This window comes from Alkalihalophilus pseudofirmus, assembly GCF_029094545.1.
GTDB classification, from domain to species: Bacteria; Bacillota; Bacilli; order Bacillales; family Bacillaceae_D; genus Alkalihalophilus; species Alkalihalophilus pseudofirmus.
The window spans coordinates 1,078,947-1,102,178 of record NZ_CP117835.1 but is presented as its reverse complement, the minus strand read 5'-3'; the positions used below and the strand labels follow the sequence as shown (position 1 = coordinate 1,102,178).

Annotated in this window: 24 protein-coding genes and 1 pseudogene; 1 reads left to right on the top strand and 24 read right to left on the bottom strand. The window is 38.6% G+C overall.

Annotation, left to right across the window (positions count from 1 at the left end; all coding sequences use genetic code 11):
- Position 1: 1 nt before the first annotated feature.
- Positions 2 to 1,237 carry an acyl-CoA dehydrogenase gene (locus tag PQ478_RS05670; RefSeq protein ID WP_289236116.1) on the bottom strand — a complete coding sequence of 412 codons (1,236 nt, stop codon included), beginning with the start codon at positions 1,235 to 1,237 and terminating at the stop codon, positions 2 to 4.
- A gap of 213 nt (positions 1,238 to 1,450) precedes the next feature.
- On the opposite strand from PQ478_RS05670, the gene PQ478_RS05665 reads away from it, so the two are divergent.
- Positions 1,451 to 2,401: a Na/Pi symporter gene (locus PQ478_RS05665; RefSeq protein ID WP_327870253.1), complete on the top strand. Its 951-nt coding sequence runs from the start codon at positions 1,451 to 1,453 to the stop codon at positions 2,399 to 2,401.
- Positions 2,402 to 2,557: 156 nt separating this feature from the next.
- Here the strand turns inward: PQ478_RS05665 and PQ478_RS05660 are convergent, their stop codons facing one another.
- The 23 genes and pseudogenes from PQ478_RS05660 to mtaB all read right to left on the bottom strand — a co-directional run bounded on the left by PQ478_RS05660 (position 2,558) and on the right by mtaB (position 23,229).
- Positions 2,558 to 3,640 carry an NAD(P)H-dependent flavin oxidoreductase gene (locus PQ478_RS05660; RefSeq protein WP_289236939.1) on the bottom strand — a complete coding sequence of 361 codons (1,083 nt, stop codon included), beginning with the start codon at positions 3,638 to 3,640 and terminating at the stop codon, positions 2,558 to 2,560.
- A 123-nt stretch (positions 3,641 to 3,763) separates the two neighbouring features.
- Positions 3,764 to 4,105 (bottom strand): zinc ribbon domain-containing protein YjdM, encoded by a 342-nt coding sequence (locus PQ478_RS05655; protein ID WP_289236114.1) that lies wholly within the window; start codon positions 4,103 to 4,105, stop codon positions 3,764 to 3,766.
- A gap of 170 nt (positions 4,106 to 4,275) precedes the next feature.
- The gene (locus PQ478_RS05650; RefSeq protein ID WP_289236113.1) at positions 4,276 to 4,611 is read right to left on the bottom strand and encodes a YrdB family protein; all 336 of its coding nucleotides are present in this window, start codon (positions 4,609 to 4,611) and stop codon (positions 4,276 to 4,278) included.
- A gap of 146 nt (positions 4,612 to 4,757) precedes the next feature.
- Complete coding sequence (locus tag PQ478_RS05645; RefSeq protein ID WP_289236112.1) at positions 4,758 to 5,744, bottom strand: LLM class flavin-dependent oxidoreductase; 987 nt, start codon at positions 5,742 to 5,744, stop codon at positions 4,758 to 4,760.
- 126 nt (positions 5,745 to 5,870) lie between these two features.
- A complete protein-coding gene (locus tag PQ478_RS05640; RefSeq protein WP_012958111.1) occupies positions 5,871 to 6,251 on the bottom strand; it encodes a rhodanese-like domain-containing protein in 381 nt (126 codons plus the stop codon).
- A 24-nt stretch (positions 6,252 to 6,275) separates the two neighbouring features.
- A complete protein-coding gene (locus PQ478_RS05635; RefSeq protein WP_012958110.1) occupies positions 6,276 to 6,752 on the bottom strand; it encodes a DsrE/DsrF/DrsH-like family protein in 477 nt (158 codons plus the stop codon).
- A gap of 90 nt (positions 6,753 to 6,842) precedes the next feature.
- Positions 6,843 to 7,388, bottom strand: coding sequence for a carbonic anhydrase (locus tag PQ478_RS05630; protein ID WP_012958109.1), 546 nt, complete (start codon positions 7,386 to 7,388; stop codon positions 6,843 to 6,845).
- Between the two features lie 17 nt (positions 7,389 to 7,405).
- Complete coding sequence (locus tag PQ478_RS05625) at positions 7,406 to 9,073, bottom strand: SulP family inorganic anion transporter (protein ID WP_289236111.1); 1,668 nt, start codon at positions 9,071 to 9,073, stop codon at positions 7,406 to 7,408.
- Between the two features lie 72 nt (positions 9,074 to 9,145).
- Complete coding sequence (locus tag PQ478_RS05620) at positions 9,146 to 9,373, bottom strand: sulfurtransferase TusA family protein (RefSeq protein WP_012958107.1); 228 nt, start codon at positions 9,371 to 9,373, stop codon at positions 9,146 to 9,148.
- Positions 9,374 to 9,462: 89 nt separating this feature from the next.
- The gene (locus tag PQ478_RS05615) at positions 9,463 to 10,593 is read right to left on the bottom strand and encodes an MBL fold metallo-hydrolase (RefSeq protein ID WP_022626807.1); all 1,131 of its coding nucleotides are present in this window, start codon (positions 10,591 to 10,593) and stop codon (positions 9,463 to 9,465) included.
- A gap of 65 nt (positions 10,594 to 10,658) precedes the next feature.
- Positions 10,659 to 11,225, bottom strand: a complete 567-nt coding sequence (locus PQ478_RS05610; RefSeq protein ID WP_289236110.1) for a sulfurtransferase TusA family protein — start codon at positions 11,223 to 11,225, stop codon at positions 10,659 to 10,661.
- Between the two features lie 116 nt (positions 11,226 to 11,341).
- Positions 11,342 to 11,602, bottom strand: a complete 261-nt coding sequence (locus tag PQ478_RS05605) for a metal-sensitive transcriptional regulator (RefSeq protein ID WP_012958104.1) — start codon at positions 11,600 to 11,602, stop codon at positions 11,342 to 11,344.
- A gap of 166 nt (positions 11,603 to 11,768) precedes the next feature.
- On the bottom strand, positions 11,769 to 12,470 hold the full coding sequence (locus PQ478_RS05600) for an MgtC/SapB family protein (RefSeq protein WP_289236109.1): 702 nt from the start codon (positions 12,468 to 12,470) through the stop codon (positions 11,769 to 11,771).
- 221 nt (positions 12,471 to 12,691) lie between these two features.
- The gene (locus PQ478_RS05595; RefSeq protein WP_289236108.1) at positions 12,692 to 13,801 is read right to left on the bottom strand and encodes a GerAB/ArcD/ProY family transporter; all 1,110 of its coding nucleotides are present in this window, start codon (positions 13,799 to 13,801) and stop codon (positions 12,692 to 12,694) included.
- Positions 13,802 to 14,035: 234 nt separating this feature from the next.
- Entirely contained in the window at positions 14,036 to 15,238 is a 1,203-nt protein-coding gene (locus tag PQ478_RS05590) for a Ger(x)C family spore germination protein (RefSeq protein ID WP_289236107.1), read from the bottom strand.
- A 48-nt stretch (positions 15,239 to 15,286) separates the two neighbouring features.
- Positions 15,287 to 16,769, bottom strand: a pseudogene (locus PQ478_RS05585) (spore germination protein).
- A 216-nt stretch (positions 16,770 to 16,985) separates the two neighbouring features.
- Complete coding sequence (locus PQ478_RS05580) at positions 16,986 to 17,246, bottom strand: metal-sensitive transcriptional regulator (protein ID WP_012958095.1); 261 nt, start codon at positions 17,244 to 17,246, stop codon at positions 16,986 to 16,988.
- 96 nt (positions 17,247 to 17,342) lie between these two features.
- The gene (locus PQ478_RS05575; RefSeq protein WP_075683649.1) at positions 17,343 to 17,858 is read right to left on the bottom strand and encodes a redoxin domain-containing protein; all 516 of its coding nucleotides are present in this window, start codon (positions 17,856 to 17,858) and stop codon (positions 17,343 to 17,345) included.
- Position 17,859: 1 nt separating this feature from the next.
- Entirely contained in the window at positions 17,860 to 18,537 is a 678-nt protein-coding gene (locus tag PQ478_RS05570; protein ID WP_289236106.1) for a hypothetical protein, read from the bottom strand.
- Between the two features lie 77 nt (positions 18,538 to 18,614).
- Entirely contained in the window at positions 18,615 to 19,589 is a 975-nt protein-coding gene (locus PQ478_RS05565; protein WP_289236105.1) for a DMT family transporter, read from the bottom strand.
- Between the two features lie 225 nt (positions 19,590 to 19,814).
- Entirely contained in the window at positions 19,815 to 20,543 is a 729-nt protein-coding gene (locus PQ478_RS05560; RefSeq protein WP_289236104.1) for a TspO/MBR family protein, read from the bottom strand.
- Between the two features lie 181 nt (positions 20,544 to 20,724).
- The gene (deoC, locus tag PQ478_RS05555; RefSeq protein ID WP_289236103.1) at positions 20,725 to 21,399 is read right to left on the bottom strand and encodes a deoxyribose-phosphate aldolase; all 675 of its coding nucleotides are present in this window, start codon (positions 21,397 to 21,399) and stop codon (positions 20,725 to 20,727) included.
- Between the two features lie 480 nt (positions 21,400 to 21,879).
- Entirely contained in the window at positions 21,880 to 23,229 is a 1,350-nt protein-coding gene (gene mtaB / locus PQ478_RS05550) for a tRNA (N(6)-L-threonylcarbamoyladenosine(37)-C(2))-methylthiotransferase MtaB (RefSeq protein ID WP_289236102.1), read from the bottom strand.
- Positions 23,230 to 23,232: the final 3 nt, after the last annotated feature.

Below are 23,232 nucleotides of genomic sequence, written 5' to 3'. Positions count from 1 at the left end.
CTTATTCCTCCCCAACAGTAATAGGTGATTGTAAGTACGATTTTAACTCTTGCTTAGCAATTGCTGCTAGATGGACTTCATCCGGCCCATCTGCAATTCTTAGCGTACGAATATTGGCATACATCGCGGCGAGCGGAACATCCTCGCTCACACCAGCTGCACCGAAAGCTTGTATGGCGCGGTCAATCACTCTGAGCGCCATTTGAGGGGCAATCACTTTAATCATTGCAATTTCTTTTTTCGCTACTTTATTTCCAACTGTATCCATCATCGAGGCTGCTTTTAATGTCAGAAGCCTCGCCTGTTCAATCTCAATCCTAGAGGTTGCGATCCATTCTCCCACGACACCTTGCTTTGCTAGAGGCTTGCCAAAAGGAGTTCTTTTGACAGCTCTTTCACACATTAATTCTAGTGCTCGTTCAGCTGCACCAATTGTCCTCATACAATGGTGAATCCTCCCAGGCCCTAGTCTTCCTTGAGCAATTTCAAACCCTCGCCCCTCACCTAAAAGAAGATTAGACTTTGGCACTCTTACATTTGTAAACTCAATTTCAGCGTGTCCATGCGGGGCATGGTCATACCCAAAGACCGGCAGCATCCTCTTAATCTTTACCCCTTTAGTGTCCATCGGAACAATGATCATTGACTGCTGCTTATGTCTGTCGGCATGGGGATTGGTTTTACCCATTAGAATAAGGACTTTGCAGCGCGGATCTCCCGCTCCAGATGACCACCATTTACGACCGTTTATAACGTATTCATCTCCATCAGATTGAATATCAATCGAAATATTGGTTGCATCAGATGAAGCGACATCAGGCTCTGTCATTGCAAATGCAGAACGGATATCACCATCAAGCAAAGGCCTCAGCCAGAGAGCTTTCTGCTGTTCTGTGCCATACCTCACCAGAACTTCCATATTCCCTGTATCAGGGGCGTTACAATTAAACACCTCAGGTGCGATAAATGAACGGCCCATAATCTCACAAAGCGGAGCATATTCTAAGTTTGTCAGCCCTGCTCCTTCTTTTGCGTCTGGCAAAAACAAGTTCCACAATCCAGCTTCTTTCGCTTTTGCTTTTAACTCTTCCATAACCTGTGGATTTCCAGAAAATCTATCTGGCAATTGATTTAGTTGTTCTTCAAACAACAATTCATTCGGATAGATATGTTCGTCCATAAATGATGTCAATTCTTGTTGTAAGCGCTTTACTTTTTCACTGAAAAAAAAGTCCATATTCAACACCTCTCCCTGCTATTCGACAAACTTACTAACCAGTCGGTATGTTGAAGATAAAAAAATATACTCCTATGTATAGAACCACCCCTCTATAATCCACAAGAGTTAATCTCATTTATTACTATACCTAAAAATATCTGAACATTCAATCATTAAATAAACTTTTTTTCAGTCATGCCTCCTGATGTTTGTCCATAGAGTGGTAAAGAGGTGATTCACTTGTTCAAGGAATTATTTTCTCTTTTTGCCGTATTTATTGCTCTGTTTCTATTTGGAATGATCATCATGCGAGCAGGGCTGCTTCCACTTGGAGGAGAACTTTTTCAACGAAATGTACACCGGTTTACAGATAAAGCATGGAAAGGCTTACTCATTGGAACAGTGGCTACCGCCATGCTCCAAAGCAGCTCAGCTGTTCTTGTGATGACTGTAGGACTCGTTGCAGCGAATCTTTTAACCTTCAGGCAATCGATCGGAATTATTCTTGGAGCGAATATTGGGACGACCATTACAACAGAAATATTGGTCCTTGATCTCTCTCACTTTATTATTCCCTTGCTTCTAACGGGTCTTGTAGCTTTATTTATTCCAAAGAAAAAAGCATTTAGCATCGGTTGTCTTACCTTTGGCTTGGCATGTATATTTATAGCAATGGATGGGTTGGAGTCGCTTGCGTATCCATTAAGCAACCTTCCCTCTGTCCACACGTTATTTCACTTTACAAATGATCATTCATTTACAGGAATTTTAATAGGGGCTGCATTAACCGGTCTTGTCCAATCAAGCACAGCAACTACTGCTATTGCGATGGGATTTATGAGTGATCATCTCCTAACCTTAAAATCTGGTATAGCGATTATGCTCGGGGCAAATATCGGTACATGTATTACTGCATTTCTTGCTACAATCGGGGCTAGTAAACATGCAAAGCTTGTGGCATTTGCAAACATATGGCTCAACCTATTAGGGGTTATCATCTTTTTACCAATGATGGATTTGTTGGTACAGGTCGTGACGTCTATGACTGATGACACAATGCAGCAGCTGGCTCATTCTAGTGTCATTTTCAATACAATCTGCTCTGTCATTCTGCTTCCATTTGCTCAAGCATTTGCTCGTTTTGTCGAGTGGATTCATTCCAAAAGTCAAATCTATCAATAAATGTTAACACTTAAATTGTTAAGCCCATAAAAAACAAAACGTTTTTTATGGGTTCTTTTTATGTATAAATAATGAAACAAAATTACTATAAGCTGGCTTCCAATTACAAAGAAATGAAAAGAGAAGCAAGCTTCAGTAAGCCCGCCTCTCTCTTCACTAATCATTTATGTTCGAAACTACCTCTCCAGCTTCCTGTATTGTAAGCTCAATTAATGTTTTTACCGTCGTATTCTTCGTTAATCTCGGACTTTGTCCTGACCATAAAGACATGTATTCTTTATTATTCATTTGGCTTGCAGCTTTTCTCATCGGTTGTGTAAGAGCATTTTGTACAGGGAAAGAAGGAAGGTTGTCTTGATACTTTTTCATTTCTTGTGTAAACGTATTGCTAATTCCCCTTGCCCATTTGCCAGAAAAGCTCTTAGTCAAAATAACCTCATCTTCACCTGCACTCATAATCGCCTCTTTGTGAATAGCAGGTGCCCCGCTTTCCACACATGTTAAAAAAGCCGTTCCCATCTGCACCGCCTCTGCCCCAAGACATAGAGCTGCTGCTAAGCCGCGGCCATCCATAATTCCGCCGGCCGCTATTACAGGGATGCTCACTTGATCAACGACTTGCGGGAGAAGCGACATTAAACCGATCGAACTTTCTTCTACTCCGTCCATAAAATGACCTCGATGACCGCCTGCTTCACTCCCCTGAACAACGACAGCATCCATTCCTGCTTTCTCAGCTGCGATTGCTTCTTTCACCGTTGTAGCCGTTGCAATAAGAATGATATTTTCCTCTTTTAAACGTTGAATGATATCGCTTGCCGGTAACCCAAATGTAAACGAGCAGATTTTCACGTCCTTCTGAATAATGGTCTCAATATGCTCGTTATAAACAGCAAAAAGCTGCTGATAATCGGGTATAGTAACTTCTCTATTCTCGACTTTTAATTGCTGATAGATCGGCTCTAGCTGCTGCAAGGTGTGATCAATTTCTTTTTGAGATGTTCTAAATGCAGAAGGAACAAACACGTTTACCCCAAATGGATGTGTTGTTCCTTCTTTCACTTCATCTATTTGAGCAGCTAGGGCCTCAGGTGTTAAATAGCCAGCAGCTATCATCCCTAAGCAGCCATTATTTGCAGCTTCGCATATCAGTTCAGTAGTGGTAATTCCACCTGCCATCGGCGCTTGAATAATCGGATATCTTACATTGAGTGCATTGATCCATTTATTCTCTACCATCATAACACCTCATATATGTATTATTTAATGCAAACATACTTACTATCAACCTACCATAACCAGCTGTAATTTGGTATATATCTCCACAAAAAAGAGCTTAGAAAATTCTAAGCTCCAGCATAGTTAGATCTTTTTTACAAATTCTGATTTCAGCTTCATTGCCCCAAAGCCATCAATTTTGCAATCAATGTCATGGTCGCCGTCAACCAAACGAATATTTTTCACTTTTGTCCCGATCTTTACAACCGACGACGTTCCCTTTACTTTCAAATCTTTTATTACAGATACGGTATCCCCATCTTTTAAGGTATTGCCATTTGAGTCGCGAATAACCTTCGCATCTTCTAGAGCTTCATTTTCATCTTGAGGTGACCATTCATGTGCACATTCAGGGCAGACTAAGAGGTTACCATCTTGATACGTGTATTCAGAGTTACAATTCGGGCAGTTCGGTAAAGTAGACAATGCATTCATTCCTCCATTAAAATTCTATAGGTTCGTTTATCTTATCATAAAAAAAATTCGGGAATTTGGTTAAAGCGATTGTAGCGTGGTTATAATCTTAGGTGACATTAACTATTTTTTTCCTAATAACCCCATTCCCTTCTAAATAAGGATTGGGGTTCAATTGATCCCTATAATTCTGTCATCTTTAACCCTCGAATTAATATACTAATCACTATTGCTGTTAACATAAAGATGACCGAAAGTAATTCGAGCCCTGATACATACATAGCTGTGGCAGCTAGAGTAAACAAGACAATTTCTAGAATGAGCCGAGGTACTTCATGCAGACGTTTAGGTGCTTTAGGAGAAATAAATGTACCCCATAAGGCTGCCATTAGTATCGGAGCAGTGAACCCAAACAAGACCTTATGCCACACTTCCGTCCCTGCTTCAAAACCCCAATACCCTAAAGCTAGTAAGGCCGTTACTTCTAGGATAAAACGGACGATAGCTATAATAATCATAGCTTGCTCTGTAATCTATCTGGATATATGATAAAGCCAATAACCTGATTGTAAATTAAAGATGAACTCGATAATCGCATAAGTATCCCTCTTCTCCATCAATGCCCTAGTTTTAATATTTTCTACTTGAGAAATAGATCAGTAAGCTATTTGAATGCATCTGCAACTAATTCATAAGACTTTATACGGTCCCGATAGCTGTGTGTAATCGTTACGATCATGACCTCATCAACCTTGTACATGTCTTTGAATTCTAACAGACGTTGTGATACTTCATCTGGATTACCAATGATCATTTTTTGACTTAGTCTTTTCTTCTCTTCAGCATTGAATGAATACTTTTTTGCTTCCTCAATAGAAGGAATTCCTTGCCTGCCTTCACCAGCTTCTACTTGACGCTTCCACAGCAGATAGCTTGAAGCGACCTCTTCTGCGCGCTCGGTTGTCTCCGCACATATGACTGAAACAGCTAAAATAGTCTTCGGTTGTTTAAATTCAGGAGATGCCTGGAATAATTCTTGATATGCTGCGATGCTTTTCTTAACATCTTTATCACTCATAAAATAACCGAATGCATAGGCCATTCCCATTTTAGCTGCGAGGGCGGCACTCCGTTCACTTGTTCCGAGCAGCCAAGGAGCTGGTGCAACTGGCGGGAATGGAGAAGCCGTCACCTTTTGGAAAAGATGATCCGACGAGAAATCATTCCGTATAAAATGCAATAATTCTTCAAGTGCTTCAGGCAGCTCCCTCACCCCTTTTAAATAATTATCTGATAGAGCCATTGACGCTTCCGCTGATCCGCCAGGTGCACGGCCGATACCAAGATCAATACGCCCCGGAAATAATGTAGCAAGTAAATGAAAGGTTTCAGCTACTTTATATGGTTTGTAATGCGGTAATAGGACCGCACCTGCTCCTATACGAATCGTTTTCGTTTGTGCTCCTATGTAGGAAAGCATGACTTCTGGCGCCGGACAAGCCAGAGCAGGAAAGTCATGATGCTCAGCAATCCAGTACCTTTCATAACCTAGCTCCTCAGCCTTTTTTGCTAAATGTACGGATGCTTCTAACGCTTCTATTGGTGTATATCCAACCGAAATGGGAGATTGGTCTAGAATGCTTAATTTCATACAGGGTCTCTCCTTTTTTACAGCATCTTTATCTATCACTATAAATCAACAAAACCTAATAGAAAATGATTATGCTTAAACAAAAACCCTAACCACCTGATATAGGTAATTAGGGCTTACATTACTTTATTTAACTGGACCGTCCCAAGCAAGCATACCGCCTGATACATTTATTACATTTTTGTACCCTTGTTGTACTAGATACTCTGCAGCTTGCATACTGCGATTTCCGCTGCGGCACATGACAACAATTTCTTTATCCTTTGGAAGTTCTGAATACGTTTCAGTAAAGCTTGATAGCGGCATGTTTTTCATACCTTCTACGTGTCCGTCTTCAAATTCATCAACCTCACGAACATCAATGTATACTGCTGTTTGATCAGTCTTCATTTGCTCTTTTAACTCTGTTGTTGTGATTTCTTCTACGTTATTTGATGATTGATTAAACAAAGAGAACACTCCTATTCCGATTAGAATCGCTAAAACTGTTAGTGAGAGAAACTTCATATGCGACACCCTCATCATAAGTCCTTAGATAAATAAGTTTACATTACCATCTTCTGCTTCTGCAAGGTATGTTGCTACACCTGCATATTCAATGCCATCAATCAGCTCTTCTTTATGAATACCCATAACATCCATCGACATTGTACATGCAACCATTTTAATATCTAGGTCTTGTGCCATTTCGATTAATTCTTTTAATGATACAACATTGTGCTTTTTCATCATTTTCTTCATTAATTTTGCTCCGATACCACCATAGTTCATTTTTGATAATCCTAGTTTTTCAGGACCACGCGGCATCATTTTCGCAAACATTTTCTCTAAGAAGTTTTTCTCCACTTTTACATATTGCTCTTTACGCAGCACATTTAAACCCCAGAATGTGAAAAACATTGTCACAGGTTTCCCCATTGCCGCTGCCCCTGTTGCAATAATAAAACTTGCCATTGCTTTATCTAGATCCCCATCAAATACGATCATTGTTGCTTTCTTTTGTTCCATTTATAATCTCCTCCTAGTAATATACTTGTGTAGGTATTTCTTATAGTTTATATACTATACCCAGTTAGGTATAATGTCAACTAAAATTTTTTAGTTCATCCATTCAATCTCTCCAGATTCGACATGGAAAACTGCTCCAACAATAGATACTCCTTGCCCGTATTGTTGGTAAACGGGGTGCTTTTCTAAGCGCTCCATCTGAGTTTTTACATTCTTAATAGAAGCAGCTTCTCCTAAACCCTCGCATGCTGCACCCCCAAGAGATTCTCGTACAGATGCTAACCAAGGCGCCAGCGCATCCTCTGTATTTCCTTCTGCAGCTGCACGCACGCCCCCGCAGCTCGTATGACCAAGAATCAGGATATCAGCTACTTTAAGGTGTTTCAGAGCATAGTAAAGACTTGCAGTAAAGCTTTCATCAGCCACATTTACTTGATTGGCAATATTACGGTGAATAAACATTTTTCCAAGCGGCATGTTTGTAATGACAGAAGGACTGACACGAGAATCACTGCATGCTAGGACAAACATTTCTGGCTGCTGCCCCTCTTTAAGCTTCTCAAAAAAATGAGGATCTTGCTCCCTCATTTCTTTGAGAAATGTCTCATTCTGATGTTGAAGTTGTTTTTTTTCCATACCCTTCACCTACTTATCTACACCGATTTTAAATAAGCAATCACATGCTCTAGATCTTTAAATTCAATTTTTCCCTTAAACGTTTCATACCATCCTGCTTGCTTTAATGTGTCTCGAACCGGACCTTTGACATCACATAAATAAATGTTCTTATTCAGTTCCTGATACGTATTCATTAGTTCTTCAAGATGATCAATAGCTACTGCATCGATATCATTTACCCCTTGAAAATCTAAGATTAACGTATCTATTTCTTCAGACTTCAAAAATGATTGTTGAATTCGAGACTCCACTCGTTGGATATTAGCAAAATACAACGGAGAATCAATTCGTAAAATTGATAGATGATCTAGTGTTGTGGCATTGTTAAAGCGAGCTGTGTTGCGATAGGCGTCCATTTCCTCAACATAACCTAGTTCTGCCATATGCGGATTCGCACTTCTCCATATAAAGACAATCAAAGAAAAAACAATCCCAATGAAAATTCCCATCTCTATACCTAGGGTTAATGTTGCAGCAAATGTAATCAGTAAGGTGAATCCATCGATCTTCTTCACTTTAAATAAATGTTTAGCCTCACCTACATCAATCAGCCCGTACACCGCCACCATAATAATGGCTGCAAGTACTGCATTTGGCATGTAGTAGAACCAAGATGTAAAGAATAATAAAGTTAATACAATTAAAATAGCTGTAATGATAGCCGCTAATCCTGTTTTAGCACCTGCTCCGTAGTTTACTGCCGAACGAGAAAATCCTCCTGTAACAGGGTATCCTAAGAAAGTTGAAGCGGACACATTAGCAAGACCAAGTCCGACTAATTCACGGTTGGCATCTACTTTGTATTTTTCTTTTGTCGCAATCACTTTTGCCATAGCGAAACTTTCCACAAAACCAATAATGGCAATCGTAATCGCTACTGGCATTAAAGCACTAACTGCTTCAAAACTCCATGAAGGCAGTGATAAAGACGGCAGTCCATCCGGAACTTCCCCTATAATACTTACTCCTTTTTCATGTAAATCAAAAAGGTAAACAACTGCAGTGCTATATACAACAACAACCAATGGAGCCGGCAGCTTAGGCACATACTTTTTCATAAGAACTAAAATTAAAATGCTTGTAAGACCGATAAATAATGTATAAGAATTAATAGAACTAAGTTGTCTTCCTGCTTCAAATAGTAGTTCGAAAACATTCTCAGAAGACGGCAATTGAATGCCTAATAGATGTTTTAATTGACTAAAACCAATAACGATCGCTGCAGCGGATGTAAAACCGCTAATAACGGCGTGAGAAATAAAATCAGTAATAAAACCTAACCGCAGGAGTCCTAGACTTAACTGGATCACACCGACCATTAAAGCTAACAGCAATACAAGTGAAATATATTCGGATGACCCCGGTTCAGCCAACCCTTGAACACCTGTTAAAACTAACAATGACACCATTGCAACCGGCCCGACAGCAAGCTGTCTAGATGAGCCAAATAATGCGTAAACAAGCAGTGGAATAGTTGAAGCATATAAGCCCATTACAGGCGGCAATCCCGCAAGCATTGCATATGCCATCCCTTGAGGTATCAGCATAATCGCTACAATCAGACCAGCGGAAAGATCCCCTCTAAGGTCGTGCTTTTGATATGTTAACATCCATTCAAGACCTGGGAACAATTTCTTTAACATCTTTTAAAGTCCCCCTTTCATTAAAATGAGTGAGCAGGTCTCTTTTAGACCCACTCACTATTACAGCTAATATTAACCTTTTTTAATCCAGAATTTAAATACATTTCCGTCTTGTTCTTGATGAATTAATTCGTGTCCAGATGTTTTAGCCCAAGCTGCCATATCAGCCTCAGCACCTTTATCAGTTGCATGGATTTCAAGAATTTGACCTGATTCAAGTGTATCCATTTCTTTCTTTGTTTTTACTACCGGCATTGGACAAGCTAGACCTTCTGCGTTTAATACTTTGTTACTGTTCATTAAAAATCATCTCCTTAGATTGGTTAAATTAATTGGTTAAAAAGATTTGGCTAAATAGATTTAGTTAAATACTAAATACCATTTATTGATTAAGATACGGCACAACGGTTTGGACCGATCTCCATCTCTGTTTCTTCCTCTTTATTAGGTGTTAAGATACCCATGTTCGTTTTTCTGATTTCTTGATAAGAGTTCGGCTGCGGCGGCAGGTTTTCAGATACTACACGACGAAACTCCTCTTCATCATCAATCATTAACCCATGATTTTCTTTATATAGGTCACCTAAACGAGCAAATACTCTTCCTTGATCATCCAACTCTTTCAATTTAGCAAAATGAGCTGGCAAGACTAATAAATCTTGATCTAAGTTTTTATAGCGGACATACAATGATTCGCGTAAATCTCCTACCCAATCTTCTGCAAGTCCAGCAAGATCCGGACGGCCGATTGAATCAAGGAATAGAATGTCACCTGTGAATAAATACGTATCATTAACGATTAAAGACGTGCTTCCAATCGTATGACCAGGTGAATAAACGGCTTTCACTCGTACATTTGCCTCGCCAAAAGTCACTTCCATTCCGTCTTCAAGAGGCTCAAATTTAAACGTTACCTCCCCAGCATCCTTTGGCGGCAGGTAATACGTACCACCTGTTGCTTCCGCTAAGCGGCGTCCGCCTGAAATATGATCTGCATGCAGATGAGTATCAAACATATGAAGAACTTTGATCCCTAATTTATTGGCAAAAGCTTCATATTGATCTACAAGACGAAGCGGGTCAATCATGGCCCCTTCATTTCCAGATACAATCATGTAAGAAAGACAGCCCTTGCCTAGACGGACAAATTGATACAAACTGCCGCCGCCGTCAAGATCTCCCACTTTAACCGGCTCAAGATGCTCACTCCACGCTTTCATTCCACCTTCAAGGTAATGAATGTCACGCCCTGTTGCCTCTGCTAATTGCTCAGCAACAAAGATAGATGAGCCTTCCTTCGCACAGACGACTAATACCTCTTTATCTGCTGGGATTTGATCAAGAATATCATCAACCCCTTCGATAAGGTCAAAGTATGGCTTATTCATCGTTACAATCCCATCGCCTTCAACTTTCCAATCATCATATTGGTCCGTATTTCTGACATCAAGAATAAATAACTCTTCTTTATTGATAACCGTCTTCGCTAAAACTCCTGCTTTCATTGCTTTTACAGCCATGAATCACACCTCCAAAGTATTTGTTCATCTGTTGCATTTATTAGTCCATTCTTTTCAGAAAAGAATTATTTACTTTCAGTTTTACCATTCCATGCTGTCATTCCAGGCTTTACATTTGTCACATTTGTAAAACCATTGTCTTGAAGCAATTGGGCCGCCATCGCACTTCTAGAACCTGTACGGCAGACAACATACACTTCATGATCTTGGTTCAATTCACCTAAGCGTGACTTAAGCTCACCTAAAGGAATAGAAGCTGCTGTTGGGATATGCGAGAATGCATATTCAGCTGGTTCACGCACATCAAGGATTGTTACATTCTCACTGCCGATTTTTGCTTCAAGCTCTTCATTAGAGATCACATTTGCGAAGTCAACCTCTTCTTTTTCCTCATTTGCACTCGCCTTACGAATGTAATGAACAAGCGTGTCGCCTTCTTCAATGGTGCCTAAATATTGATGGCCTGTTGAGCCAGCCCATGCTTTAAGATCAGCAAGTGAGCCTTTATCTGTTGCTTGAACCTCAAGTACTTGGCCTGGTTCAATTCCATCTAACGTTTTTTTCGTTTTAACAATTGGCATTGGACAAGATAATCCTTTTGCATCTAATACATGATCTGCTTTAATTGTCATTTTGTTTGCCTCCTTTTATAATACCTTTACCCGTATATCTATATTATACATATGATTTTTAATTCGTCAACTATTTTTTACTTATACCGGTTTAGGTATATTTAAAACCAAAAAAATTATCTGGATTTCACTAACAATTGAATGGCTTCTTCTACGACTTGATCCGCTTGCTCGCCTTTTTCTACTTCATCGATAATACATTGCTGCATATTTTTAGCGATAATATAGGCCATGGCACGGTCTGTTGCAGACTTTACTGCAGACATTTGGGTAATAACATTCTTACAGTCTTTTTCTTCTTCCATAAGACGAAGAATCCCACGAACTTGACCTTCAATACGCTTTAAGCGGTTTTTCATATCTTGTGAATACTCCATAGTAAATCCCCTTTCTGCTTGTAGTCATTTATATTATTCATCTATTCTAATTGCAAGATAGTATCAATAATCCGATACCCTATGACCTATAATAGCACACACACAAAATATACACAAGGGGGTATATAACTTTATATGAAAAGCCACTTTGAAAAGTGACTTTCTCTTAGGTGATATTCTCAACCTCCACTTGTAATACATTTTCAGAGGATTTTAATGCGTAATAAACATCTGTCGTATAGACATCTCTGCTCGTAACCACAATACATGAAATAATAATATCTTCTGCTTCTTCTTTTACTTTTACGCGCCTGATTCCAAAGTTTTTACTTTTTACTTCTTTTAGAAAGCTAGTTAAGTCTGTATCTTTTTTAATATATATTTTTGCTCGCACTTCAATATTTTTTAATTTCTTCGGCCCTATCCAAGACATGAGATCAGGAATAATTCGTACGCCAAGAATCATAAAGAGGACTCCTAATAATGCTTCTACATAAAAGCCCACCCCTATGGTAATGCCTAAGCCAGCAGATGCCAATACAAGAGATGCGGTCGTTAATCCAGAAATCGCATCATTATTTCTTCTCAAAATAACACCGGCTCCTAAAAACCCAATTCCGCTAATCACATAAGATGGAATACGCCCCGGGTCCATCGGACGTGAATAAGCTTCTGAAAACAAAAAGGCTGATTCATAGGAAACAATCGTTAGAAGACACGCTGTTACTGCAACGATTAAGCATGTTTTCAGCCCTAAAGGCTTACCTTTTAATTCACGCTCAAGACCGATAATAAGACCGGCAGCTGCAGCTAAGGATAACTTATGTAATGCAGGATTATAAACAACCATTTCAATAATGTCTCCCATTTAACCGACTCCTCTCTTTATTAATGTTTTCTATTATACATCAAATGGGGGCCGAGGCTTAAAAGAAAGGGAAAAGTACCCTCATGTCTCATGAAGGTACTTAGTAGGTATTACAATCATCACTCATCTTTTGACACGAAGACCTGCCCCCTACCCAAGCAGTAGATCCGCCATTCACATTTACAACTCAAGACTAATCTTAACTTTTCACTTAGTTAACGCTAGGATTTAATTACCCTTTTTATTTTATCAACAAACAACAGAAGCAGGGGTAGAAGTAAACCGAAGCTCAAAGCATATGGAAGTAGGTACCTTTCATGGAAATGAGTAAAGTAATTAATGTTTGGACTAATATTTAGAGCAATGATCAGAAGAATTAAAGCTAAGGGCAACACTATAGGACGGTATTCTTTCAGATTAAAAGTTTGAGAAATACCAATTGTTGTTGCATAAAATAATATAGATAGCTTAAAAAAAATAGTTACAAACCATAACAAGGATATAAATACTTCCAAGCGTTCAATGATATCCCCAATACTAATTTTCTGAGCTAAATAAAAATACGGGTATCTGTAATAATCTGTTTGATTTGCACCAATTACCAAAAGGCATAAGGTAGTACCTATAATTAAAACGATTCCACCTATTAACGTACCAAGTATAAATCCCGTAGATATTTTCTTCTTTCTATCAACATTAGGAATAATAGTCAAGAATGCAACCAGTTGTAGATATGGAATACTTAAAAAAGTCATTGAAGCTAATAAAACCGGTCTTATTCCCTCATCTAATATTGGCTGTATTTGAGTTAATTCAATTTCAGGGGTGAGAGCTATCATAAATAATATAATGAAAAGGAGTACTATAGGCAGAAAAACCTCACTTGCCCGTGAAATGGTTTCTAACCCAAGACGTACCGCCATAACAATAATAAATAAAAACAAACTAAATATGGCTGTTAATGGTGTTTCAGGAATGATATGAGTTATTAGGAAATCTCCTAATTGTCTTAATAATATAGATGAAAGGATAAAAAAATATATACATAATAACAAAGATATAATAACGCCAATTACTTTCCCGAAAACTAACTTAATATAATCAAAAATAGATGTTTCACCCAACTTGTTGCCTAAATAACTATAAAAAAGAACCAATAAAAGACCTAATATGAGAGCAATAATTGAAGATATCCAAGCGTCTTTTCCTGATTGCTTTGCAATTATAGAAGGAGCATTGATGATTGTATTTCCAATTGTAAAAAGAATCACCAATATAGTAAATTGTCGAATACTTATTTTAGGGAAACTCACATTTAATGTTCCTTTCATAAACTAATTCCGTAAATAAATCTACTAATAGGCTCAAACACTAATTTTACGACGTCCAATGGATTGAGAATATGGATACCATTGAAATGAATTGCACTAAGTAAAGCTCCCAAAGACAACAAAATAGTAAAAACAACTATTTCCTTTTTTAAGTTATGCTTGATACACCATGGGATATCTATTATTATCATCATTATGATTACTAACATAATTCCTGTGAATTCCCACATATAGCTACTCCTTAAATTTGCTGTTAAACGATCTGTTTATTGTCCCTGTATGATTATAATTACATTCGACACTCACATTTACATTCACTTCTTGAAACCCTTCGTCTTCCCAAGCCCCTTCTATTTCCTTCCATTTATCAGGGTTTGAGCGATGTAATACGTCACCAAAACCGAAAATATCACTATTATAATCTGCTTGGACGGTATGAATAGTTGTTAAAAGCATATCCTTTAGTCTATTTTCTGAAAGTTCTTCAAGCTCTTTTAATACGTGTTCATTTGAAATATCAATATCACACTTTAATTCTCCAATATTGCCCTCCAATTTTAAGTTTATATCAATGTTCGGTTGATCATTTTCGATTTTACCCTTAATCTCTGATGAGGTTCTTATTACTTCTATTATTGCTTCTCCCTCTTTATCTTCTGGGCACATCGCTCCGCCAACCGTACTTTGCACATTGCCTAATATATAATTATAGCCTTTACTCTCATTTTCATTCAGCCAACCAACCAGTTTATCTTTTTTAAACACAGCGACATCTGTATAAATTAAACTGGTAAGTGGTTCTATTTGTTCGACAGTTTGTTTTGTGGAACCTGATTCTGGATCTCCTTCTATTTTGATTCCAGTCAGTACTGCCTGTTTACTTTCACTTGACAGTTCTCTAATTAATTTATCAATTTGTATTCCTACTGTAGGAGCCCATTGTGTTTCTGAGGTAACTAATGAGGAAAACAACTTATTGGCTGGAATTCTTTCTAGACGAGTCATAACGCTTAAAACTTCTTCAGCACTATTCCCTCTAGATACAACCGTATAGAAGTCAGGACGATAAGCATGATCTCGAGTAATCATTTCTAGCACCTCTGCAATTCCTTCTTCTGCTAAGTCTTCACTAAGAACAAGAATTCGCAAGTGAGGTACTGAAATTTTTCTAGGTGATTCTAAAGTTATTTTTCGTAGTGCTTCAAAAATGCTGCCTGCCTGCGCAGTATAAGTTGTAACCGGAACATAATAACTTGGTTCTTTTACTTCTTGTGGTTGAACTACTTGAACAGTCAGTTTGTATTGGTCGTCTGATTTATCAATGCCCATTGCTAAGGCTAATGCAAATTCGTTTAATTCACTTCGATTCCAGCAGCTTGATAAGATAACGAGTAAAAAGCTCGTAAAAATAACACAGAATAATTTAGATTTAAACATTGCATTACCTGCCTAACGTTCAATTTACATTTTACTCAAGTTTACTAACTACTCTTGTCTTATATGATTTTTAGCTAATGTTTTAGGTCTCGTTTTCATAGCCCATCGTGGGAGCCTAATCACATTATCTTTTTGGTCGGACGTAATAAATGGTGCAAAAGGTGTCATATAGGGTACCCCAAATGACTTCAAACTACACAAATGTAAAATTATTGCTATAAATCCAACAATAATCCCTAACAAGCCAAAAATAGCAGCGAGTCCCATGATAATGAACCTTAGTATTCTTATGGGTAAAGCTATACTAACAGAAGGAAGAGCAAATGATGAAATAGCAGTAATGGCAACTACAATAACCATGGCATTTGAAATAAAACCAGCCTCTACTGCAGCTTGCCCAATAACTAGTGCTCCTACAATTGAAACTGCTTGACCAACAGACCTCGGCATTCTAACTCCAGCTTCTCTTAAAATTTCGAAAGCTACTTCCATCAAAAGTGCTTCTACAAAGGCCGGAAAAGGAACCCCTTCTCTTTGCGCAGCTAAACTGATTAAAAGAATTGTCGGAATAGTTTCTTGATGAAAGGTTGTAAGAGCAATATATATAGAAGGAGCAAAAAGTGCAGTAAATAAACAAATATATCTTAATATACGTAATAAACCAAAGTCAGAGCGATGATAGTAATCTTCAGCAGCGTGGATGTGTTGAGAAAAAAAAACTAGGTACTATTAACACAAATGGTGTTCCATCTACGAGTATAGCTACTCTTCCTTCAAGTATCTCTGCAGCAACTACGTCTGGACGTTCTGAGTTAAAAATTGTTGGGAAAGGTGAAAAAGGAGCATCTTGAATGAATTCTTCTATATAACCACTCTCTAAAATAGAATCAACATCAATATTAGCTAATCGAGAGTTTACTTCTTCCACAATATGATCTTCCACAATGCCCTTTAGATACATAATGCAAACAACTGTTTTTGTTACCTTACCGATCTTTTTAGACTCAACCCATAAATTAGAATCTTTTATTTTCCTCCTTATTAATGCGGTATTAGTTCTGATGTTTTCTGTAAAGCCTTCTCTAGGCCCTCGAACTACGGTCTGTACGGAAGGCTCATCTACTCCTCTTTCTTCCCAGCCTTTTGTACTCGCAATTAAACCTACTAAATAACTATCAATTAAAATAATTGTATCTCCTGAAAGAAGAGCGAAATTTAACGCCTCAAAATTGTTTACTTCCTTTAAATCAGAGATGGTTATTGCTTTATTTTTAAATGTTTCGAGCATTTCATTTTCATCTATAAAGCGGCCTGAGACTTCTGAGTAAGATATGCTTTTTATGATCTCTTCGTGGATTACCTGTTCATTTACTAGACCATCAATATATATGACAGCAGCTTTTCCTTTTATTTTTCCAAATTCTATTTCTCTTATTACTAAATCTGAACTCTTCCCGAAATTTCCGGAAATAGATTGCAAATTATCACTTAAAGACCTCTTTAAAGAGCTTGCTTGAATATGTTGATCCATGTCTTGTCCTCGCCTTTTGTGTGTTACTTTATAACATGCTCAAAGTTAACTATAATTATGAATGCAAGCTGCCATTATTAAACACTCTAAAAAGCTTTCTTTCATAAAATTATCTTATCGGCACTCACTAAGAGTTGTACTTTTTGTATTAAACTTCAAAACAGCTAAAAACCCCCTTCTTACGCGCCGAAGGGGGCTCTTCATTCATTTATTTATTTATCTGCTTTTAACTAACAGTTGAATGGCTTCTTCTACAACTTGATCGGCATCTTCACCTTTTTCGACTTGATCAAGGATACATTGCTGCATGTTTTTAGCAATGACAAATGCCATGGCACGGTCCATTGCTGATTTTGTTGCAGACATTTGTGTAATCACTGATTTACAATCTTGGCCTTCTTCCATGAGGCGTAATACACCTCGTACCTGACCTTCAATTCTTTTTAAGCGATTTTTCATTTCTTGAGTGTATTCCATCTATTCCAACCCCCTTCAACTAAAGGTTTTGCTGTATTCTTTCTATATTCTATTCTAACCGATTCTAGAAAAATTGTACACGAACACCCATTTTTACTAAAGCTCAGCTAACACCCGCTCCATCATTTCTTTATTCATCGCGCCCACTTGAACATGATGGACTTCTCCGTCACGGTTAATGAACACAGACGTTGGCAGGGGCTGGACACTATAAAGAGAGGCAGCTTCTCCTTTTTCATCTAAAAGAATCGGGAAGGTTAAGTTTAATTCGTCCGTAAATGATTGAACACCCGCAACCGATGCTTCAGAACCTGTTTGGTTGACTGCTAAGATAACGATATCAGTTTCTTGATAAAACCTCTCCATATCGGGCATCTCAGCTCGGCATGGAGGGCACCATGTTGCCCAGAAATTAATCATGACCGGCTCTCCTCTAAAATCTGATAAAGAAAGCTTGTCACCAGTTAAAGTTTCTAATGTAAAATCTGGTGCATAGCCTGAATCCCCGTCCCCTGTTTTCTCTTTGCTTAATGAAGATTCACTCGTTATAGAATCAAACACTCCAAATGCAAGGAATCCTGTCATGATAAGTAAAACTAGTTTGGCACGCATCTTAGGATACCTCCTTGCGCTTTGTTTCGTTTGATAAAATGATTAATCCAGCAATAAAATACATAAAGTAAAACCAGCTCGGAACAGAATAATCAAGCATTCTTAAAGGGATAAAAAAAGAAAGCAGGCCCTTTATCAATCCAAATAAAATGAGGAACTGGCCTAGCATACGAGTATGCGTCTCTTGCCGTTTGGATTGTATATAGATATACAAAAGAGCTAACGTATTAATTCCCATCAAGATCACATTTGTACCAACTATTCCCTCCATCGTATTGAATGGAAAGACTGCATAATACATCGTCTCAATGATTAAATAGGTACCTGCTATTTTTATAAAGACGGTTGTATTTAGTGCAGCATCCTCTTTCGTACTCCACCATAAATAGGCACACATCACAACCCAAGCGAGCATCCATTCATTTGCCCCGCTTGGGGTCGCTAATACGGCGATAGGGTCACCAATTGCCACAGCAGGATTTAAAATTAACTTAGAAAATTGAAACGTAATAAAAAAGGCAAAGAAACCATTCCAAAAGACCTCAGAATCCTTCTTCGTACCATTCATCATCTCATAAAAAAATTGATTAGCTAAATAATAGCCGAGTAAAACAATGACGATGAGGGCGACCCATGATTGTCTAACAATAAAAGGGCCGACCGACCATACCTCATTCATATTATTACCACCCTTCAAACTACCTATAGGGGTATTATAACTAACTCTGGTTATGTTGTAAAGAAGACAGGATCTAATTAGACGGACTTTGCAGCTGCAGTTTTGGCATGTTTAGGTTTTCCTCTTGAATGAAAGCTATGAATAATCATGCCGGTGACAATGGTTAGCAACCCGAATAACCCAACTATTGACGGGAATGCTCCTCCGAGTAACAATAACTCGCCTAAAAAAGCAAAAACAACTGAACCGGACTGTGTCGCTTCTACAGCTGCCAATTTTTGCGGCTCATGTCTAACTAGATTGGTTGCAAAGAAAAATAGGACAGTCGCTATAATCCCTGAGGACAAAGCTACGATAAATGACTGCGTTACCTGACTCTGGCTCGGAAGGCCTTCTGCTATAAAGCCATAGCCGGCGAGTAACACCCACCAAGGAAGACTCATTAATGTCATTCCAAGCACGCGCTGAAATGTATCAATGGAACCATCAACGAGCTCAAGCATCTTTCTATTACCAAGAGGATAAGCAAAAGCTGCAATCACAACAGGGATAACGCTTCCTAGTAAGATAAGAGCAGACACCCCTGAACTCTGTTCAAGCTGAACAAAAAATACCCCTGCTAATATAATGACAGAAGGCCATAAAGAATGAAGTAATATCTTTTGAGGTTTGCGTACAACCCCGTCTGTCGTCCGGATCGTTTCATAGAATAGCGGAGCTAAAAGGAGTCCCGCTACAATCGTTGTTTGCCATGTTCCTGCAATTAACCATCCTGGTCCGAAGCCGGCAGCATACGTAATCGGAGCATAAAACACCACAAACCCAAAAAAGCTCCAAATAAACCATTCACGCGGATGCTTTTTCATTTCTTTAAATAAATCAGCTAGGCCTCCTCTCAGCCACACAATCAAGAGCAGAAAAGGCACCATAAAAAAGAAACGCAGTGATGCGCTCCAATACCAGCTTCCCCCCTCAAGCTCCATTGATCGGTTTAAAATAAAGGTAAGTGAAAAGAATACCGATGCAAGCAGTCCAATTAAAATAGCTTTCAATGTTAACACCTCTTCTTAGCTCTTATAAAGGTACATTTAGTTTGACGAAATTTAATTCAGTTTAACGCATTAAAGCTCAAGTGTAAATGAAATAGATAGAAAAAAAAGGCAATTCAATCATGTATGGTTGAATCACCTTCCTTATATATAAAAACTACACTCCCAATTATTAGTGATGTCTAACAACTAGAGTGCAGTTTCAAAAGATATAATTGTGTTAAGTAATTAAGTTCTTCTTCTAAAGAATTGAACAATAATTAGTACTGCAATAAGACCAACCAATGCCCATGCTGTATAAACGATGATTGGATATTCAGATCGCTCAACAGCAATACCGATAAACGCCCAGATAAATACCATTGGATAGATCACATCATTATTATAGGTCATAAACCAGATCGCAAGAGCCGTACCTACCACTAATAAAATAGCTGTCCACACTTCGGGTGCAATACCAAATGTGCTTACATTATTAACCGTAAGGACAATCCCCACATTAACAATCGTAGCTACAGACACCCAACCTAGATAGACAGAAAAAGGAATTCTAAATTTTGAAGGACCCTTCACTCCATCCATTCGAATATAGATCACAATCAAGCTTATAAGAAGTGCAGCCATTGCCACCATCGTCAGGTTGAAGAACTCATAATGGAACAGCAGCAGCCAAGCTATATTAAATACACAGCTGATGACAAACCATAATCCCACTTTTTCATAGACTGGATTGTTTTTCGTTTTAGGGAAGAACTGCGCCCCTACCCAAATGACAAGCAATAAATAAATAAGTCCCCAAATGGAGAATACATATCCAGCCGGTGTAAACATTACGTTCAGGCGGTCTGATATCTCACCTGCTGTTTGACCGTTGATTGGCAGGGCATTAGATAAATAGTTTACGATTAATACGGCAATCAATGCAGCTGCGTTGAAAAATGCTAAAGATCGATTCATGTTGAACACTCCTCCCAAGTTGTAGAAACATTGTCTTGTCATACATATACCCTACTTATTGGGAGAATATGTTAAGAATTAAACAAACGGGCTACATTCCTCAATTAGACCTATCCTTTAACAAAATAAAAAGCAGGCAACCGAGTATCCCAGTTGTCTGCTTACATTTTTTCATACAGAATTAATAGTCTGAGTTAGACTTTTCACCGTTCACAATAGAAACGCCGGCACTTGCTCCAATTCTAGTTGCACCAGCATCAACCATTGCACGTGCTCCTTCAAGGTCACGAACGCCGCCTGAAGCTTTCACGCCTAGCTCTGGACCAACAACCTTACGCATTAGAGCGATATCTTCAACTGTAGCACCGCCTGTTGAAAAACCAGTAGATGTTTTAACAAAGTCAGCGCCTGCTTTAACAGAAAGTTCACAAGCACGGATTTTTTCTTCTTCCGTTAATAGACAAGACTCAATAATTACTTTCGTTAAAGCTTTCCCTTTCGCAGCTTCTACAACCGCACGAATGTCACGCTCTACAAGCTCATTCTCTTTGTCTTTAAGTGCTGCGATGTTAATCACCATATCGACTTCAGTTGCACCATTTTCAATCGCATTTTTCGTTTCAAATGCTTTAACTTCTGGAGTACTTGCACCTAGCGGGAAGCCAATAACCGTACAAACTTCTACACCTTCTGCATCTTTTAACTGCTCTGCTGCAAGCGCTACCCAAGTTGGGTTTACACATACTGATGCAAACTTATATTCTTTTGCCTCAGCACAAAGAGTTAAAATTTGTTCTTTTGTTGTATCCGCTTTTAAAGCTGTGTGATCGATTAAATTAGCAATTGATTGACTCATTTTACAGCGCCTCTTTTCTTTAGCAATAGTTGTACGTACCTCTTTATTATCGTAGCATAAAAGTTCTAATTAGACGAGCTTATTTTTACACAAATGCTAAATATGTATCCTGAAATGGATGAAATCTTCTAAATAACCATAGATAAGAGCCTTATATGACATTCTATTGGAAGCGATTACCTCATTGGACGCTGGGTAGAGAGCATTTAAAATTGCTGCCAATTTTATGATTGTGCCGATTTAAAGTCTTATTGTGTTGCTTTCATTCATGATTGCGTCGGTCCAAGGCGTTATTGTATTCTTTGTACACGTAATTGCGTCAAAGCTCAGTAATTGCGCCGATTCAGGAGTAATATGTGTCATAGTCAGTCTCTATTGTATAGACCGTGATGATTATTGCGCCAGTTGGAATCTAGGGACCCTTTCCTTCCACACATAAGAAAAAGACCATGATCACTCATGGTCTTATCCTTCCTTACGTTATCCGTTTACCGCTTGCTTTATCTCGGCATCATCTACGACGCGGACAAATTCACCTTCGTTATAAGGGTATCCGGCTTTTGCAATTTTTACTTTAACGATCTTACCGATCATCTCATCCGTTGCTTTCACTTTTACTTTTAGGTAATTATCGGTATAACCAATATACAAACCGCTCTCAGGATTCTCCTTATCACGTTCTTCAGGAATCACTTCAAGAACCTCTCCTTCAAATTGAGAAGCATATTCTTTTGCTAATTGATTGGAAAGTTCAATTAAACGGTGTACACGTTCATTCTTTACTTCTTCATCAATTTGGTCATCCATGCGCGCTGCAGGTGTCCCTGTACGTTTTGAATACGGGAAGACATGAAGCTCACTGAACTTATGCTTTGCAATAAAATCAAATGTTTCTTGGAACTCTTCTTCTGTCTCACCAGGGAAACCAACAATTACATCTGATGTAACGGCAAGACCTGGAAGCACTTCTTTCAAACGATCAAGACGTTCGGCAAAGAATTCCATTGTGTATTTACGGCGCATACGCTTAAGAACTGTATTTGAACCTGATTGAAGCGGAATGTGTAAGTGACGTACGACTTTTTCAGAGCGATCAATCACCTCAATCACTTCATCTGTTAATTGACTAGCCTCAATGGATGAGATACGAATACGTTTTAAGCCATCTACCTGCTCTAAATCTTCTAGGAGACGAGCAAGGCTGTAATCCTTTAGATCCTCGCCATAGCCGCCTGTATGAATTCCAGTGAGAACAATTTCTTTGTATCCTGCTTCTACAAGCTGAGTTGCTTGTTTAATCACATCTTTCGGGTCACGTGAACGCATAAGGCCGCGCGCCCAAGGGATGATACAGAAGGTACAGAAATTGTTACAGCCCTCTTGGATTTTTAAAGAAGCACGAGTACGATCGGTAAATGCCGGGACATCAAGTTCCTCATATACACGAGACTTCATAATGTTTCCTACCCCATTGATCGGCTCACGCTCTTTTTTGAACTGTTCAATATAGCCGATCATTTTCGTACGGTCTTGAGTCCCGACTACAATATCAACCCCAGGAATGGCCATAATTTCAGCCGGAGAGGTTTGAGCATAACAACCTGTTACACAAATCACCGCGTCTGGATTTTTACGAATCGCTCGACGAATCACTTGACGGCTTTTTTTATCGCCTGTATTGGTTACAGTACAAGTGTTAATAACGTAGACGTCTGATGTTTGCTCATACTCTACTTTCTCGTAACCTTCTTGTTTAAACAGCTGCCAAATTGCTTCTGTTTCATAATGATTTACTTTACAACCTAATGTATGAAAAGCCACAGTAGGCATTAT

Coding starts and splice junctions, on each gene's coding strand:
- PQ478_RS05670 (WP_289236116.1), bottom strand. CDS start 1,237: ATGGACTTTTTTTTCAGTGAAAAAGTAAAGCGCTTACAACAAGAATTG.
- PQ478_RS05660 (WP_289236939.1), bottom strand. CDS start 3,640: ATGGTAGAGAATAAATGGATCAATGCACTCAATGTAAGATATCCGATT.
- PQ478_RS05650 (WP_289236113.1), bottom strand. CDS start 4,611: ATGATTATTATAGCTATCGTCCGTTTTATCCTAGAAGTAACGGCCTTA.
- PQ478_RS05645 (WP_289236112.1), bottom strand. CDS start 5,744: ATGAAATTAAGCATTCTAGACCAATCTCCCATTTCGGTTGGATATACA.
- PQ478_RS05640 (WP_012958111.1), bottom strand. CDS start 6,251: ATGAAGTTTCTCTCACTAACAGTTTTAGCGATTCTAATCGGAATAGGA.
- PQ478_RS05635 (WP_012958110.1), bottom strand. CDS start 6,752: ATGGAACAAAAGAAAGCAACAATGATCGTATTTGATGGGGATCTAGAT.
- PQ478_RS05630 (WP_012958109.1), bottom strand. CDS start 7,388: ATGGAAAAAAAACAACTTCAACATCAGAATGAGACATTTCTCAAAGAA.
- PQ478_RS05625 (WP_289236111.1), bottom strand. CDS start 9,073: ATGTTAAAGAAATTGTTCCCAGGTCTTGAATGGATGTTAACATATCAA.
- PQ478_RS05620 (WP_012958107.1), bottom strand. CDS start 9,373: ATGAACAGTAACAAAGTATTAAACGCAGAAGGTCTAGCTTGTCCAATG.
- PQ478_RS05615 (WP_022626807.1), bottom strand. CDS start 10,593: ATGGCTGTAAAAGCAATGAAAGCAGGAGTTTTAGCGAAGACGGTTATC.
- PQ478_RS05610 (WP_289236110.1), bottom strand. CDS start 11,225: ATGACAATTAAAGCAGATCATGTATTAGATGCAAAAGGATTATCTTGT.
- PQ478_RS05605 (WP_012958104.1), bottom strand. CDS start 11,602: ATGGAGTATTCACAAGATATGAAAAACCGCTTAAAGCGTATTGAAGGT.
- PQ478_RS05600 (WP_289236109.1), bottom strand. CDS start 12,470: ATGGGAGACATTATTGAAATGGTTGTTTATAATCCTGCATTACATAAG.
- PQ478_RS05595 (WP_289236108.1), bottom strand. CDS start 13,801: ATGAAAGGAACATTAAATGTGAGTTTCCCTAAAATAAGTATTCGACAA.
- PQ478_RS05590 (WP_289236107.1), bottom strand. CDS start 15,238: ATGTTTAAATCTAAATTATTCTGTGTTATTTTTACGAGCTTTTTACTC.
- PQ478_RS05580 (WP_012958095.1), bottom strand. CDS start 17,246: ATGGAATACACTCAAGAAATGAAAAATCGCTTAAAAAGAATTGAAGGT.
- PQ478_RS05575 (WP_075683649.1), bottom strand. CDS start 17,858: ATGCGTGCCAAACTAGTTTTACTTATCATGACAGGATTCCTTGCATTT.
- PQ478_RS05570 (WP_289236106.1), bottom strand. CDS start 18,537: ATGAATGAGGTATGGTCGGTCGGCCCTTTTATTGTTAGACAATCATGG.
- PQ478_RS05560 (WP_289236104.1), bottom strand. CDS start 20,543: ATGAATCGATCTTTAGCATTTTTCAACGCAGCTGCATTGATTGCCGTA.
- deoC (WP_289236103.1), bottom strand. CDS start 21,399: ATGAGTCAATCAATTGCTAATTTAATCGATCACACAGCTTTAAAAGCG.
- mtaB (WP_289236102.1), bottom strand. CDS start 23,229: ATGCCTACTGTGGCTTTTCATACATTAGGTTGTAAAGTAAATCATTAT.